This is a genomic window from Corynebacterium sp. ACRPO (genome assembly GCF_022347205.1).
Lineage (GTDB): Bacteria > Actinomycetota > Actinomycetes > Mycobacteriales > Mycobacteriaceae > Corynebacterium.
Map to the genome: position 1 here is coordinate 13,388 of NZ_JAKRNE010000002.1, position 15,845 is coordinate 29,232.

Genomic DNA, 15,845 nt, shown 5'->3' on the forward strand with positions numbered 1-15,845 from the left:
AGAAGGCATGACTAATTCCACCGGCGCCGCGCTTTTGGGTCCCGTTGAGATCCGCGCCCTCGCGGAGAAGCTCGACATCGTGCCCACCAAGAAGTTGGGGCAGAACTTTCTGCATGACCCGAATACCATCCGGCGCATCGTCGCTGCGGCGGAGCTGGAGCCTACAGATCGCGTCCTCGAGGTGGGCCCCGGATTGGGCTCGCTGACCCTTGGCTTGGTTGAGGCCGTGGGGGACGTGACCGCGGTAGAGATCGATTCCCGCCTGGCGGCGCAGCTGCCCGATACCGTGGCAGAGCGCGCCCCTGGGTATGCGCAGCGCCTGCGCGTAGTGGAAAAGGACGCACTGCGCGTGACGGATTCTGATGTCACGGAGCCGACTGCCCTCGTGGCCAACCTGCCGTATAACGTCGCCGTACCGGTTCTACTGCATTTGCTGGAGACATTTCCCTCCATTCGCCGCGTGCTGGTGATGGTCCAGCTGGAGGTGGCGGACCGTCTCGCCGCCCAGCCGGGCAGCAAGGTTTATGGCGTGCCCTCGGTCAAGGCGGGCTTTTATGGCAAGGTCTCCAAGGCTGGCACGATTGGCAAGAACGTTTTTTGGCCGGCGCCTAATATTGAGTCTGGCCTGGTGCGCATCGATGTCTTTGAAGATGCTCCTTGGCCGGTTACCGATGAGTCGCGGGCTAATGTCTGGCCGGTTATCGACGCCGCCTTTGCCCAACGCCGCAAGACCCTCCGCGCGGCATTGTCTGGCCACTTTGGTTCGGGTGCCGCGGCCGAGGAAGCGCTGCGAGCGGCGGATATCGATCCGAAGCAGCGCGGTGAAAAGCTTGCCGTAGAGGACTTCGTACGATTGGCAGGAATCTAAATGAGTGCACCGCTAGATAACGAACCATTCGTCTATACCGCGCGCGCTCACTCCAAGGTCAATATTCACCTCGGCGTGGAGGAACCGCGCGAGGATGGGTTCCATGAGCTTGCCAGTGTCTTTCAGTCTTTGGAGCTGCATGACACCGTGACGCTCACGGACTTGGGTAATCCCGAGGTGGATAAGCCGCGCATTCAAGGCTTAAAGGTTACGGGCCCTCATGCGCAGGGCGTGCCAGAGGACTATACAAACTTGGCGTGGACCGCGGTTAACCGCATCATGCAGTACCTCTACACCACCCATGGGCCGAAGGCGCTGCCGGAGGTAGCGCTGGAAATCCACAAAGCCATCCCTACCGCCGGCGGCATGGCGGGTGGCTCTGCTGATGCGGCCGCCGCGCTGCGCCTTGCTGAGCGCTGCTATGGCGGCTACTACGGCATCGACTCGGTGGGCGAGCCGATTCTGGACGCGCTAGGCGCGGCGTTGGGTTCGGATGTTCCCTTTACTCTGTTGGGTGGCACCGCGCTCGGTACGGGGCGCGGCGAGCAGCTTACCCCGATGATGGCGCGCGGTACCTACCATTGGGCGCTTATCGCCTCGGACCGCGGGCTATCTACCCCGCAGGTCTTTCACAAGTTGGATGAAATGCGAGAAAAGGGTCGCGGCGGCGCGCCGCACATGGATACCGCGGCGGTATCGCAGGCGCTCATCTCAGGCGACCCGCACCGGGTGGCAGAGCACTTGCATAATGACCTGCAGCCGGCGGCGCTTTCCCTGCGCCCGGATCTGCGTAAGACGCTGGAGGCGGGTGTGGCCGCCGGAGCCCTCGCGGGCATTGTCTCCGGCAGTGGTCCGACCTGTGCCTTCCTCTGTGCTGGGGCAGAGGAGGCTAGGGAAGTGGTCTCCCAGGTGACGGTGGAAATTCCCGGAACCAAGGGTGTGGCTACCCATGGACCCGCTAGCGGCGCCGTGGTGCTGTAGCTAGAGCACCGTCATCTCGGTGGGCTCGATGTCGAGGTCGAAGCGGTTGACTTCCTTTTCTTGGAGGAGGTCGATGACCACGAGCTGCTTCTTTTGGGCGTCGGTAATAAAGGCGTAGCCATCGGCAGCCTGCAGGATGGGCCCCGGCTGCTGCCATTCCTTATTTTCCTTCCACCTGGAGATGGCATCGATCTGCGAGGTGATTTCGCCGGAATCTGGGTCGATGATGTTGAGTTTGCCGTCGGTAGTGAGCACCAGTGCCTCGCCCAGCGGGCCGCGGGCCAGGGAGCGGAACCAATAGGAAGCATCGAGGTCAACCTTCTTCGCGGAAAAGTCCTTAGTATCCACCAAGGTCACGGAGGTGGGGCGCTCGAGTTCTGCATCCTCGTCGGTCTTATTATCGGCCAGAATGACATCGGATTCCTCCGAACCGGCAGCATTGCCCGAGCGCTGGTAGCCGCCTGCGCCGGCATAGGCGGAGGCGTCCACCTTGTGGAACTTTGTGCCATCGAAGATTACAGGGCCGTCCTCGCAGCCGAAGAAGATATTGCCGTTTCCGGCGGCGGCCTCGCCGTGCACGCCTGGGCACTCGGTGGTTTCAGTAAGGACCTTGCCCTCCTTATCCAGATGCTGGATAGTGTGGCGTTCGTCCTCGGTTCCCTTGGTGATAACTACCGAGCCATCCTTCAGCGGTACAGCCACGCCGTGGTGTGCGGCGCCGGTGTCTACGGTATTGACCGGCTGGGCATCGTCTTTGCCAATGTCTTCGGTCTTGTAAATTTTCGCTACTCCATCGCCGTCTGAAAACAGTGCGGTAAAGCCGTCGTGGTGGACCACGTGGCCGGCGTGCGGGGCCTTGATAGGGGCGTCGCCAAGCGAAGGCTCAGCGGTGTAGTAGTGGTTGTGATCGCCGTGGCCCTTGGTGATGCGCCCGGTGTCGTAGGTGAGGAAGCTATCGCCTTTGGTGACCATGACGTGGCGGTCGTCGCCGGCATCGCTCAGGCGCAGGAAGGCATTCATTTTGTCCTCGCCGATTACCTTGCCGGTCTTGGCGTCATAAGCTCGCAGACCCTCCGCGTGGGAAATGACAATGCGGGTGGGCAGCTGGGCTACCTCGGTCTCGCCCTCCTCGGCTTCGAAACCTTCGTGCGAGTGCCCGGCGTGGTCATGGCCGTGCTCATGCTCATGGTCGTGCTCGTGAGCGTGGTCCTCCTCGCTGTGCGCGTGGCCGTGGGAGTGCAGGGAGTCCTTTTCCTCTTCGGTGGGGGCGGAACAGGAGGTAATGGCTACTGCCGCGGCAGAGAGCACCGCGCAGAGGGAAAGTGTGTAATGCTTCATACATAGGCACACTATTGGACGTGAAAATCAATAGCAATAGGTTGGAGGAATGCGGGGGTATGTGCAGGGAGGTATTAAGATGGACACTCGTTATGGCAAACCTGATTAACCTCGAGCAAGTCAGCAAAACTTATGGATTAAAAACCCTCCTAGACGGGGTATCCCTAGGTGTGCAAAGCGGCGATCGCATCGGCATCGTCGGCGTTAATGGCGGTGGCAAAACCACCCTGCTGGAGGTGCTCACCGGCATCGAGCCGCCCGACGCCGGCCGCGTATCCCATACCTCTGATTTGCGCATGGCTGTGGTTACCCAGCGCTTTGACTTGCCCGATGAGCTGACCATCGCGCAAGTGATTATTGAGCCGCTGGAATTGGAGACCTATGAGTGGGCCTCCAATGCCAAGGTGCGCGATGTCTTGGGCGGGCTGGGCATTGTAGATCTTGGGCTCGATACTCCGGTGGGTTCGCTCTCCGGTGGCGAGCGCCGCCGCGTGAACCTGGCCGCCGCGCTAGTGCAGGATTTGGACCTCGTGGTGCTCGATGAGCCGACCAACCACCTCGACGTGGAAGGCGTGCAGTGGCTCGCGGACCACCTGCTCAAGCGCAACCTGGCCGTGGTCGTGGTTACTCACGATCGCTGGTTCCTCGATACCGTGGCCACGTGGACCTGGGAGGTACACGATGGCGTGGTCGATACCTACGAGGGTGGATACAACGATTGGACCTTTGCCCGCGCCGAGCGTGCCCGCCAGGCCGACGCCATGGAGCAGCGCCGCAAGAACCTCGCCCGCAAGGAGCTGGCCTGGCTGCGCCGCGGCGCACCGGCGCGTACCTCCAAGCCGCGCTACCGTATCGAGGCCGCTGAGGCGCTGATCGCTGACGTGCCGGAGCCACGCAATAAGGTCGAGCTCATGGCCTTTTCCAAGCAGCGCCAAGGCCGCGTGGTTATCGAGCTAGAGGATGCCACCGTGCAGTCCCCGGACGGTCGCACCTTGGTGGACCACCTCACCTGGCGCCTAGCCCCCGGCGAACGCATTGGTTTGGTGGGCGTTAATGGCTCTGGCAAAACCACCCTGCTGCGCACCTTGGCCGGCGAGTACGAGCTGGCGGCAGGCAAGCGCATCGAGGGTCAAACCGTGCGCCTCGGTTGGCTGCGCCAGGAACTCGATGACTTGGATCCGGAGCGCCGGCTTATCGACGCCGTCGAGGACGTCGCCACCTACGTTCAGCTTGGCAAAAAGGAGCTTTCCGCCTCCCAGCTGGCCGAGCGCCTGGGATTTTCCGCCAAGCGTCAACGCACTCCGGTAGGTGACCTCTCTGGTGGCGAGCGCCGCCGCTTGCAGCTGACCCGCGTACTGATGGCCGAGCCCAATGTGTTGTTGCTGGACGAGCCCACCAACGATCTCGATATCGATACCCTGCAGGAACTGGAGTCCCTCCTGGACTCCTGGCCTGGCACCATGGTGGTCATTTCGCACGATCGCTACCTCATTGAGCGCATCGCGGATAACACCTACGCGCTCTTTGGCGATGGCAAGCTCACCAACCTTCCCGGTGGCATCGACGAGTACCTGCGCAAGCGCGCCGCACTTGAGGCCCAGCAGAGTTCCGGTGTGCTCAACCTGGGAGAAAAGAAGGCAGACAACGCTGCACCGAAGCCAGAAAAGAAGCTCTCGTCCCAGCAAGAGCGCGAAATCACCAAGAAGATGAACGCCCTCGAGCGCAAGATGCACAAGCTGGAAAAGGCGGCCGCGCAGATTAATGAGAAAATGGCGACCGCCGCGGAAAAGGTTGATACCCAGGCCTTGACCGAATTGGACGGAGACTTAAAGGAAAACCGCAGCGCCTACGAGGAATTGGAGATGGAATGGCTGGAGTTGGGGGAGAAGCTCGAAGGGTAGAAGCCCGCATCGCCGATATTGTCAGCTACCTCGACCTGTGGGGCATTATCGGCGCCGCAGCGCTTTTTACCCTGGGGCTTACCCCATCCATTCTGCCGCGCGATTGGCTCTACCAAGGGCTCGTCTCCGGCATCGCCGCAGGACTGGGCTATACGCTGGGCATCGCCCTCAAGCTCGTGTGGTACCGGCTGGTGGTGCGCTATGTGGCGCCTCGGCATGCCTGGCTCGATGTCGCCACGTGGCCAGCTCGGCGCTACCGCCTAGCCTCCCGCATCGCCACCGCCGCTTTTGTGGTCTGGATGATAGGCTTTGCGGTCTTTGCCGTGCGGTGGCAACGCCAACTCGCAGACGCCCTGTCCGCACCGGCGCCCACCATTGCGAGCTATGTGCTGGTGGTTCCGCTGGCACTGGCGGTATTTACCGCCTTTCTTTTCCTCCTGCGCCTGCTGCGCTTTTGCGTGCGCTGGCTTTCCAGCCACTTTCCCCAGCGCTTCCGCGCCGCCTACCGCGTTGCGGGTGCGGTACTCATCGTGGCACTGGTGGGCACGTATACCGTGGAAAACCTCATCCCCGGCGCCATTGTGGGCGTGGGGGAGAGGATCTTTACCGCCCAAAATGCCGAGCCCGATCCCGCAACGCAGCGTCCCACGTCTGCTGAGCGCAGTGGCTCCCCAGACTCCCGCGTGGACTGGAATGGGGTGGGACTACAGGGCTCGCGTTTCCTCTCCTCCGGTGCGCACCGCGCGGAATTAGAAGAGGTAACCGGAAAGCCCGCTAAAGAACCCATTCGCGCCTATGCCGGCCTGGGCAATCGCGCCTCCAATGAGGAGCGAGCGCAGCTGCTTATCGACGAGCTCGAGCGCACCCACGCCCAAGACCGCAAGGCGCTGCTTCTCATTATGACCACCGGAACGGGGTGGGTATCGTCTTATTCCGCCCAGGCCTTCGAGCTGCTCTACGGCGGCGACACCGCCATCGCGGCCGCCCAATACTCCGCCATGCCCTCGGCGCTGCATTTCCTGTCCGGCGGTGGTCAGGTAGAACGCGCCGGGCAGGAGTTCATCAACCCCATCGTGGACTGGTGGAACGGCCTGCCGGAGGACAAGCGCCCGAAGCTCTACCTCTACGGCGAATCCTTGGGCACCACGGGCATTGAGGCGGCCTTTTCCGGGGTGCGCGATATCGCCAATTCCGTCGACGGCATCCTATTGACGGGGCCGCCGCACTTTAATCGCCTGCGCACCCAGTTTGTGGAGCGCCGCGACCCTGGCTCTTCTGAGATAACTCCCGAATACGCCGGCGGCCTCGTCGTGCGCTTTGCCAACGATGACGCGCAGGTGCGCCAATGGGGCACGGTGCCAGAAGAGGAGTGGGGACGCACCCGCATGCTCTATATCCAACACCCCTCGGATCCGGTGGCCTGGTGGTCGCCACAGATGGCCTTTAAGGAGCCGGATTGGATGCGCGAGCGGACCCCGTATTCTGCCGAGCGCGTAATGCAGTGGATGCCCCTCATCTCTTCCCTCCAAGTTGCCGCCGATCTGCCCGGCGCAAAGGACGTACCCGATGGGCACGGTCATAACTACGGTGCATCGGTGCTCGACGGCTTTGCCGCCATCGCTGGTCCAGAGGTGGCGGGAGCCATTTACCCCGATGAGCTGCAACGCCAATTTGCCGCGCTCGACGTCGGCATATACTAAGTGCGCTTTAGCCAAACCTCATAGGTGGCGGCATTGTTATACACATTCTGTGCCGTAGGCAAGGCAGCCAGAATCAATGCCGCATATAACTCCACGCCGTTTAGCCCCAGCGCTGCGCCCACGGCCAGCGTGAAAGCGGGCATGCCCACCAACTTCAATACCGTCGCGGTAAGGGTGGGCAGACGGTCCTCCTCCAGCAGCCCGTCGCCCTTTAACGAGGCACCAAAGCTCATCAGGATCATAGGAATAGAAGCGCCACCCAATATCTCTAGCGGCTTCATCACCACATCCGGTACCTGCCACTGCGCCGCGGAGACAATAAATCCCGCCACCGCAGCCAACACCACCGGCGCGGTAACCCCCGAGACCACGGAGTTCCATATCGATCGTAGGCTCGTACCCTGTGCATTGAGTCCCGCGATGATAAACGGGGAGAGCACCGCCATCTGGAGAACCAATGCCGGGATAACGTAGGTGGCATCACCAATGACATAGGTGGCAATGGGCAGGCCAATATTGACCGAGCTGTAGGAGCTCGCCGCCGCAGCGATCACGGCCACCACTGGGGACGCAAACGCGGAGGTATCGGATGTAGCCACACTGGAGAAAATGAGTGCCGGCGTGGCCGCCCAAAAGGCCGTTCGATTGAATTGCAAGCGCGCCTCGCCCTTGCCAATAACGCCCCTGTGGGCCAGCACAAACCCGACGCCGATGACTACGAAAATAATTGCAAACCCGGTCAATACGTCCAGCAACAGTCAACAACCTTTCGCAGTACTTCACAATGCGTGAGGATATTGTCGCACCATCCGCAGTGCCCCCAGAACACAGGGACCATAACAAAGTTGTATCGAATTACCTGCGCAGCACGGAAACTCCTTCCAGACTGCTGGCCACCTATGGCACGGTGGAGGGCATGAAGCTTTCTCACCGTGCAACCGTAGCCGTCCTGTCCACCGCTCTTGTCATTACTGGTACATCCACCGTGGCCTCTGCTCAGCCGGCCTTGCCGCCGCAAATTCAGCAGGCTTCTTCGCAAGCTCAGCAGCTTTCTTCTGATCCTTTCGCCGCTGTGAAGGATTTCCGCCTCACCTTGCCACCGCAGGCCTATGAGCTGGCCGAGAAGTACAATATCTCGCTGCCAGAATTCCTGGCCAAACCAGCGGGCCACGCGCCCAAGGTAGCTGGTGAGTTGGGGGCCGCCACCACCGCCCACCTCGAGAAGGCTGGGCACCGCAAGGACGCCCACGCGGCCGCCATCGCCCAGGAATGGGCCAACCAGGGTGCCGCCGGCAAGCTTGACTACAAGGGCGGGGTAGCCCACGGCCTGAATCACAAGGACGAAGGCCAGGGTTCTGTTCACCGTCTCACCGAGCAGCAGGCACAAGACCGTCTGAACTGGTTTAACCGCGATGTACCGGTCAATGCTGGTTCCCCACACGGCTTTGGTGTAGCAACTGCTTATGACGGAACCTACATCTACGTTGCGGAGTTCTTCCTCAACTAAACTGCATTCCACTAGTCCCGATTCCACCGCATTCGTGGCCTCTATCTGCAGCGATGACGAGGCTGCAAGGTGCCGGTAGGATCGGGGCATGATTTTGATCAACGTACAGTTCCACGTTAAGCCCGAATACGCAGAGACCTTCCTCGATGAAATCAATTGGTACACCGAGGCCTGCAACGCAGAGCCGGGCTGCATCGACTTCAAGTGGTTCCGCGATCCGGAAGATCGTCAGCGCTTCCTTCTGCTGGAGTCCTACGCAGATGGCAAGGACGTAGAGCACGTCCAGAGCGAGCACTTCCAGCGCTCCTGCGAGGAATTCCCGAAGTACCTCGTGGAAACCCCGGACATCATTAACGTTCATATCGAAGGCCGCACCGGTTGGGACAAGATGGGTGAATTCTCCGTCGATTAATCCCAACGAATAAAGCTCGCCCTCTACCGTGATGTAGGGGGCGAGCTTTATCTATGCCTAGGCGCACCAGCGCCCTTCGCGCTCACAGCGGATGCTGCTGCTAGCGGAGCACACCTTCCGGTGAGCGCGAAGGGCGGGAGGGAGGGAACTAGGCGCTTTCCGACGCCCCGCCCCGCGCCGGCCTGTGCTTTACTGCGGCACGCACTGAGAGGACACAGTCTTGTCGCCATTCGAGTACTGCTTTAGAGCATCGTAGAAGGCATCCGAGTACCCGCCGGTGCGTTCCGGCATTGGATGAACACCATCGGAGTAGAGGATCTCCGGGTTGCTCTGTGCATGTCCGCACCAGTCAGCGATATATACGTTGTCGTATTCCTTGGCTGCGTCGAGGACATCCTGTTGGGATTGGGCCATCCACTCACGGTCACCATAAGGAACAGCCATGACAACGGTGTGGTCTTCGCCGATGATATCCAGCGCTTCCTTGATCTGGTCTGGGAAGGCAGGGCCGTTAGTACCAAACCCGAGGAAAACGGTATCGCGCAGCTGACCAGAATCTTTAAGCTGCTGCAGAATCTGGATACCCGCAGTGTAGTGGCGGGATACATCTGCATCGACGTAAATCTGCGGGAAGCGCTGCTTGAGGGCGCCACTAGAAGCCAGCATCACCGAGTCGCCGACAGCGGTGATGTCTTTGCCCTGCGGCATCGGGCGGGTCTTCTGGTCCTTCGCGGCAGCCTTATCGTCGTTGTCCTCAGCAGGCGGCTGTGGCGCAGCATCATTCGGCTGCGCCGGGGCATTGTTGCTGCTCTGGTTCTGCTGCTGAAGCTGCTCCAGCTGCTGCTCCAGCTCGGTCTTATCGCTGGAATTGACAACGCCGTAGACTACGCCGGCTACAGAGGCAATGACTAGGAATGGGACTACCGGCCACATGGTCTTGCCAAAGCCATCGCGCAATTCGCTAAATCCTGGGCGGGAGGACCAGTAGGTCTTCCATGTCTTCTTATAGCCGCCGCGGCGGAACGGATTCTCAATGAACTGATAGGAAATCTCGGACAGGAGCAGCGAAATAGGCACGGCTACAAGGCCCAGGATCCACGATTTATCGGAGTTCTGGTTGCCCTCGAAAAGCGCCTTGAGCATCATGATGACCGGCCAGTGCCAGAGATACAGCGAGAAGGATCGCTGGCCAAACCAGCGCATGACCTTGGTCCTAAAGAGCGGGGTCATCGGGCCGTATTCGCGAACCACGCCCCACACCATCAGGACGCCAAGCACGCTAGTGAGGAAGAGCCCACCCCGGTAGGTGATCTCCGCGTCATCCGGCATGAGGAATAGCTGGACACCGTAGCCGATGAGCGCCACAGTGCCGATGATTCCGGCGATGCGCGATTCGGCTTTGCCTGCCGCTGCCCACGAATCCGCCTGCGGGTCGGACTTGGTAGAGGTCATCAGCAAAGACAGCACGGCGCCTGTGAGCAGGCCAAAAGCATGGGTATCGGTGCCGTAGTAGACGCGCGTCGGGTCTTCACCCGGCACGTAGATGAGCGCCATGGCCACGGCGGAACCGATAGCTAAGACTGCGGCTACGAGGATAGGAAGCCGGCGCGGCTTGCGGCGAGAAATCAGGAAAACGCCGGTAATAAGAAGCGGCCAGAAGACATAGAACTGCTCCTCCACGGCCAACGACCAATAGTGGGCAAAGACCTGAATCTCATTGTCCGCAAAGTAGGACTGGGAGGTGGCGATCTGGGTCCAGTTATTGACAAAGAATAGAGTACCCAAGAACTGCTGGCGCAAGCCGACCGCTAGGTCCCCGCCTATCCACGCCACCAAAGCGGTACACATGACCAGGACGGATACAGCTGCTGGGAGGATGCGCCGGAATCGACGCACCCAGAAGTCCTTCAAGCTGATTGTGCCGGAGGTACGGAATTCGCGCACCAGCAACGAGGTGATGAGGAATCCGGAGAGGACGAAGAAGAGGTCAACGCCCAAGTAACCACCGGGAAGCAGGGAAGGGAAGAAGTGGTACAGCACCACGGCAATAACTGCGAGGCCGCGCAGTCCATCCAGCCCCTTGACCTGGCGCAGGCGGGCGTGGCGCTTCTTCTTAACTACCTTGCTCTCTGGCGGCGTAGCCAGCGCTTCAGGGTCCTTGGCCTGCTTTTGTAGCGGATACTTAGACTTAGTATCTACCTGCGTGATCGAGGCTTTCTGTGATGCTGGCTTTTGCGCAGCTTGTTGTGGCTGGCGCGGTGCCGCCTTTGCCTGTGGCTTTTCAGGGGCTGGATGTTGCTCCTTCGACGGCTGTGCCTTCTCCCGCTTTTTCTCAGCGGCGGCAGCGGCGGCGGCCGTACCCGCTCCAGCTGCTACGGCGCCTGTCGCAGCGGACTTGTCTGCCTTTGCAGGCTTCGTCTTCGGAGCGGCTTGAGGCTCGGCCTTCTTCGGCTGGGGCGAACCAGGCTGTTGCTTTGCCTTGGGCTTTTGAGCGGCTCGCGACGGCTTTTGCTGGGCCGGGGTTGGAGTGCCCACCTGCTGCGATTTACGAGCCAATCCGCGACTGATATCGGAGGGCTTAACCTGCGGGCGGCGCTTGGTTACCTCCTTGGCATTGTCTTGAGGCGTCGCCTCCTTTGCCTTCGGCTGCGGCTGTTGTTTCTGTGCCTGTTGCTTGGGCAGTTTGCCCTTAGCGGGTGTGCCTAGCTGCGATTTCGGCTGGACTACCTTGTTTCCATTGCGAGCAGTCTGGTTTTGCGCCGCCCCAGCTTTCTGCTGAGAAGGATCAGATGCAGTCTTTGGCGCAGCCACCTTCGGCTTGGGGGCAGAGGTGCCCTTCTTTGGCGCTGGAGCGCTAGGAGTCGAGACCTGTGGGGCAGCCTTCTGCTTTGCAGAGCCGGGAGTACGTGCTGATCCTTGGCCCTTGGACGGTTGCGAGGGCTTTGACGGCTGCGCGTTCTTCTTCGGCGTAGGTTGCGGCTGCGGTTGCTGCTTTGCCGAGTTTGCCGGCACGCGCTTGGGGGAACGTGGGTTCTGCGCTTGCTGCTGGCCGGTGGCCGGCTTGGATTTAGCCGGCTGGGATTTCTGCGGCTTTGCCGGTTGCGGGGAAGCCTTCTTCGCGCTGGAAGAAGAGGACGGCTTGGGCGTCTGCTTCGGCTTCTGGGTAGTGGGTTGAGTCTGAGGTGCGGGCTTTACCGCGCCTTTCTGAGAGGGTTGGGTGTCAGGCTTCGCGGCCGGCTTCGGGGAAGTACTGCGGGTAGACGGAGTCTTTGGGGAGGACTTAGGCGGGGTGGTGCTAAAGCTTGCGCCGCGGCGTGGTCGCTGAACCGGTTCGTGTGCTTTGCGCTGTGGCTTCTTGTCCTGAGCAGGCGAGTCTTGTTGCTTTTTAACAGCTGTTTTGGGGGAGGATTCTGCCTTGTTTTGCTGTGTGGTGGATGGCTTGGTGGCAGAACCTTGGGCTGCAGGCTTGGTCATTGGCGCCTTGGCTGCAGGCGATGGCGAGGCGGACTTAGCCTGCTGCGGTTTTGCGGAAGTGGCCTTGCTTGCCTGGGATTTTTCAGTGCTGGGCTGAGTAGTGTCCTTAGCCGCGGGCTTGGCGGCAGGCTTCGCACTTTTCGGCTTCGCAGCAGCAGGCTTGGATTCGGAAGCCTGTGCAGCCTTTGCCGGGGTGGGCTTGCGCGCAGGTGCCTGTTTAGCTTGGTTCTTGGACTCGCCGTCCTTAGCGGTGCGGTCCTGGGGCTTGCCCTTCGGCTCGGTGGATTGGGCACCCGTGGTGGATTCGGTGTTGGTCGAGTTCTGGCGCGCAGAATCCTTGTTTTTAGGGGTCTGGGGCGCACTGGTAGAGCCAGCTTTGGGCGGTACTGGCTGATAGACCGGTGTGCGTGGTTCGTTCGAACGCCCAGGTTTCTTCTTCCCCAGCAGTGAGCGCAAAATTTGCTTCACAAAAACTCCCAAAGCACTACGTATATTTTCTAAACGGACTATTTTAGCCTGCGCACCAGCACTTCTCCTCATGCAGGGGAGTAGCGGTGCGGCGCGCGGGGCGGAGGCGAAAATTCGAGTCTAAGACTCTTCGCTGTCAAAAAGCTGACGCAGAACTGTCATGACCCCATATTCGGTATTGGGTGGGGCGATGTGATCGGCGATTTCCTTCAACTTTGGGTGTGCATTTTCCATTGCGATCGCGGTGCCGGCCTCGCGGAGGAGCTCGTAGTCATTGAGGAAATCGCCAAAAGCTGCGGTACGAGGCATAGGAACCGAGAGGAGCTCGGCCATGGTTTGTAGTGCTACGCCCTTATTGACGCCAGCGGCCATGACATCGAGCCATACGGCGCCAGAAATGGCGATATTGTGTTCCGGTACGGCCGCAAGAAGGGGCTGGTGTAGGTGCTTTTCGCTGCCGTCGGCGCAGTAAGCGGCGATTTTGATGATGTCCGTATCCAGTAGTGCATCGAGGTCATCTACCCATTCCACTGACCTGTAGTACTTGGCAATCTCAGCACGGGCCTGTTTATTGGCGCCTTTGTGGACATAGGCGGTATCCGGCGTGCACAGCACTACGGTATGCGGGGTCTCGACAGACTGGAGTGCGGCCATGGCGGCGCGCACAGCTGCGCTGGGCAAGGTAGTGGCGCTAATGACGCGATTATCGTGGACGACCACGGATCCGTTTTCGGCGATGAAGGTGTCCTCGTGCGGAAACATCTCTTGCAGGGTGGCGAGCTGGCGGCCCGAGGCGGGTACAAGGGTGACGCCGAGCTGGTGGGCACGGGTGCTGATCGCGGCGAAATCTGGTGGAAGCTGGCCGTTGCCGTCCAGTAGGGTGCCGTCCATATCCAGGGCGATGAGCTGTGGGAGCAAAATTCCGAACCTATCTGTGAATTGGCTTATGGTGGATAGGTGCATGCGTTCTGTGTCACACTAGGGGCTATGACTACTGCTGCACCTATCGTTTCCTCAATCCGTAACCATACCGGAGTCATTGAACTCAACCGCCCCAAGGCTCTCAATTCCCTCACCCCGGAAATGATCCACCTCATTGCGGAGTCGCTGGCGCAGTGGCGCGCCAACGATGAGGTGGAACAGGTGCTGTTTACCTCGACTAGCCCCAAGGCATATTGCGCCGGCGGCGATGTTCGCTATGCCCGCGATGCGGTCAAGGAAGGCAAAGTGGATGAGGTGGATGCCTTCTTCGCCACCGAATACACGTTGAACGGTGATATCGCGGAGTATCCCAAGCCCATCGTGGCGCTCATCGATGGCATCGCTATGGGAGGAGGTCTGGGCATTTCCGCCCATGGGTCCCACCGCGTGGTTACGGAGAAAACCTTTGCCTCCATGCCAGAGATGAATATTGGCTATGTCACCGACGTGGGCATGGCCTATGCCGCCCAGCGTGCGGTGGGAACGCGCGGGAAGGCCTCGGCCGAGTTGGCGAAGTTCTGGGGGATTACCGGCTACCGCATGTATGCCGCAGACCTTGTGTGGAGCGGGCTGGCCACCCACTATGTGGCGGACGGCGAGGCCTTTGCAAGTGCGGTTATTGAGCAGGGACTAGCCACGGCGCTAGCCCAGCACGCCACCGCACCTAGCGGCGAGGCTGCCTTGGCCGAGCTTATCGACGCCATCGAGGACGCCTTTTCCCACAACACCTGGCAAGACATTTCTGCGGCCCTGGAAAAGTACCCAGAACTGAAGCAACAGGTAGAAAAGCTGACCGCGCAGGCGTGCCCGACCTCCATCGTGGCGGCCATGGAGCTATTCCACGCCGAGCAGGAGTGCAGCAGCATCCGCGAGGCCCTAGATATGGAGACCAACCTGGGCGCTTATATGTACCGGCGTGGAGACTTTGCCGAGGGCGTGCGAGCGGTCTTGGTGGATAAAACCAACGATGCGGCATTTGAGCCTGCCGCGCTTGCCGACGTCGACGTGGACGCCCTCCGCAGCGCCCTACACCTCCACCCCGCGAAATGATCCATAGGCGGCGCGGGCGCGATCGGCGTTGATCCATGTGGGAGGGGGCACCGCCAACGTCGCTTTGGTGGCGGCTGGGGTCGGCTCAGGGAGGTGGAGCTGTGGGGCATCGAGGAGGACGAGGCCCACGCGGGCGTCGGCAAGCGTAGTGCCCGCCAGTGTCCAGATCCCCAAAATGGGCAAAGCTAGCTGCGGCAGCTGGTGCTCGCGCGCCAGCGGAAGCGGAAGGTGAGGGCGCACCAGTTCGGGCACGGCCTCGTCGATGCCAAAGCGCGCTAGGTTTCTTGCCAACCGCGCCGCCGCGGTGTCTTTAAACACCGGATCTGCCCAGGCCCACGTGAACTCCTCGTCCGAAATGGTCGCGATAAGCACCGCGTTGGCCGCAATCTGCCCGCCGCAATAAGACACCGTGGCGGTGGCCTTATCCACATCGAGTTCTACCGTGGCATCTGGGAAGTTGCCCTGGAAAAACATCTGGTTTTCGGTGCTTAAGTAAAAGGCGTCCTCCAAGACGCGCGCGGCCGCCAAGCCCGGGGTGATGCTGGAAATCTTGTGTACCTCGGGGCTTGGCTGTTCAAAACGCACCGTGGTGCCATCAGAAAAATGCAGGTAAGGCTCTTCCGCGGTGGAATCCATGTCTAGGTAGCGGGCGAGTGCGAGGACCGGCCCTTTCTCATCCATGTCCGCGTTGCTGTGTTGGAGACCGCGCAGCAAGGTCTGGCGAAAGTCCAGGTAGGGATGGAAATCTACCGCAACGATGGCCACGTGCTCGCCCTGCTGGGCGCGCAGCACCGGCATATTTCCCACGATGAGGGAGGCATAAGCAACCATTCGGTCGACGTCTGTGCTGGCCGTACCTGACTGCGGAAGGTCACCATAGTGCGCGGTAGCAGCGGTAGTCCAGTGCCAAGTGCCTGCGGCGATGACGGCGAGACGCACGCCACGGAAATCAGAAACGTGCCGCGCGGAACTTATCCTCGCCTCCACTAGCTGATCGGTGACAAAGTTGCCTTTATCGTCAGTGGAGGGGCCGAGGAAATTAAATTCCACGTCGGTCGCCTCCCCGATGCGGTCTTGAAATGCGGCATTAACGCCCGCTTGAATGAAGCGGGCGTTTTGCGCGGTGCTCGATATAGGGGCTTTCTTATCCATAACTATTGCCGAG

At 60.6% G+C, this 15,845-nt stretch carries 12 protein-coding genes; 7 read left to right on the forward strand and 5 right to left on the reverse strand.

Annotation, left to right across the window (positions count from 1 at the left end):
* The first annotated feature begins 7 nt into the window (after positions 1–7).
* Both rsmA and MHY22_RS01715 read left to right on the forward strand, forming a co-directional pair.
* Positions 8–868 carry a 16S rRNA (adenine(1518)-N(6)/adenine(1519)-N(6))-dimethyltransferase RsmA gene (rsmA, locus tag MHY22_RS01710; protein ID WP_239277785.1) on the forward strand — a complete coding sequence of 287 codons (861 nt, stop codon included), beginning with the start codon at positions 8–10 and terminating at the stop codon, positions 866–868.
* Complete coding sequence (locus MHY22_RS01715) at positions 869–1,849, forward strand: 4-(cytidine 5'-diphospho)-2-C-methyl-D-erythritol kinase (protein WP_239277787.1); 981 nt, start codon at positions 869–871, stop codon at positions 1,847–1,849. It begins immediately after the preceding gene.
* Here the strand turns inward: MHY22_RS01715 and MHY22_RS01720 are convergent, their stop codons facing one another.
* Entirely contained in the window at positions 1,850–3,187 is a 1,338-nt protein-coding gene (locus MHY22_RS01720; protein WP_239277788.1) for a hypothetical protein, read from the reverse strand. It lies immediately after the preceding gene.
* 92 nt (positions 3,188–3,279) lie between these two features.
* Here MHY22_RS01720 and MHY22_RS01725 point away from each other — a divergent pair, with 92 nt between their 5' ends.
* Together MHY22_RS01725 and MHY22_RS01730 are read left to right on the forward strand one after the other, a co-directional pair.
* Complete coding sequence (locus tag MHY22_RS01725) at positions 3,280–5,088, forward strand: ABC-F family ATP-binding cassette domain-containing protein (protein WP_225747284.1); 1,809 nt, start codon at positions 3,280–3,282, stop codon at positions 5,086–5,088.
* Positions 5,055–6,788: an alpha/beta hydrolase gene (locus MHY22_RS01730; RefSeq protein WP_239277789.1), complete on the forward strand. Its 1,734-nt coding sequence runs from the start codon at positions 5,055–5,057 to the stop codon at positions 6,786–6,788. Before MHY22_RS01725 ends, MHY22_RS01730 begins: the two co-directional genes overlap by 34 nt.
* Here MHY22_RS01730 and MHY22_RS01735 read toward each other — a convergent pair.
* A complete protein-coding gene (locus tag MHY22_RS01735; protein ID WP_239277790.1) occupies positions 6,785–7,543 on the reverse strand; it encodes an AEC family transporter in 759 nt (252 codons plus the stop codon). The genes MHY22_RS01730 and MHY22_RS01735 overlap by 4 nt on opposite strands.
* Positions 7,544–7,704: 161 nt before the next feature.
* Here MHY22_RS01735 and MHY22_RS01740 point away from each other — a divergent pair, with 161 nt between their 5' ends.
* Together MHY22_RS01740 and MHY22_RS01745 are read left to right on the forward strand one after the other, a co-directional pair.
* Entirely contained in the window at positions 7,705–8,295 is a 591-nt protein-coding gene (locus MHY22_RS01740; RefSeq protein ID WP_239277791.1) for a hypothetical protein, read from the forward strand.
* Positions 8,296–8,383: 88 nt separating this feature from the next.
* Positions 8,384–8,707: a putative quinol monooxygenase gene (locus MHY22_RS01745; protein ID WP_005323747.1), complete on the forward strand. Its 324-nt coding sequence runs from the start codon at positions 8,384–8,386 to the stop codon at positions 8,705–8,707.
* Positions 8,708–8,896: 189 nt separating this feature from the next.
* Here MHY22_RS01745 and MHY22_RS01750 read toward each other — a convergent pair whose 3' ends face one another.
* Together MHY22_RS01750 and MHY22_RS01755 are read right to left on the reverse strand one after the other, a co-directional pair.
* Positions 8,897–12,649 carry an acyltransferase family protein gene (locus MHY22_RS01750; protein ID WP_239277792.1) on the reverse strand — a complete coding sequence of 1,251 codons (3,753 nt, stop codon included), beginning with the start codon at positions 12,647–12,649 and terminating at the stop codon, positions 8,897–8,899.
* 120 nt (positions 12,650–12,769) lie between these two features.
* A complete protein-coding gene (locus MHY22_RS01755; protein ID WP_239277793.1) occupies positions 12,770–13,612 on the reverse strand; it encodes an HAD family hydrolase in 843 nt (280 codons plus the stop codon).
* 24 nt (positions 13,613–13,636) lie between these two features.
* Here MHY22_RS01755 and MHY22_RS01760 point away from each other — a divergent pair, with 24 nt between their 5' ends.
* Positions 13,637–14,680 carry a 3-hydroxyisobutyryl-CoA hydrolase gene (locus MHY22_RS01760; RefSeq protein WP_239277794.1) on the forward strand — a complete coding sequence of 348 codons (1,044 nt, stop codon included), beginning with the start codon at positions 13,637–13,639 and terminating at the stop codon, positions 14,678–14,680.
* Here the strand turns inward: MHY22_RS01760 and MHY22_RS01765 are convergent.
* Positions 14,657–15,832 carry a DUF6882 domain-containing protein gene (locus MHY22_RS01765; protein ID WP_239277795.1) on the reverse strand — a complete coding sequence of 392 codons (1,176 nt, stop codon included), beginning with the start codon at positions 15,830–15,832 and terminating at the stop codon, positions 14,657–14,659. The genes MHY22_RS01760 and MHY22_RS01765 overlap by 24 nt on opposite strands.
* Positions 15,833–15,845 lie beyond the last annotated feature (13 nt).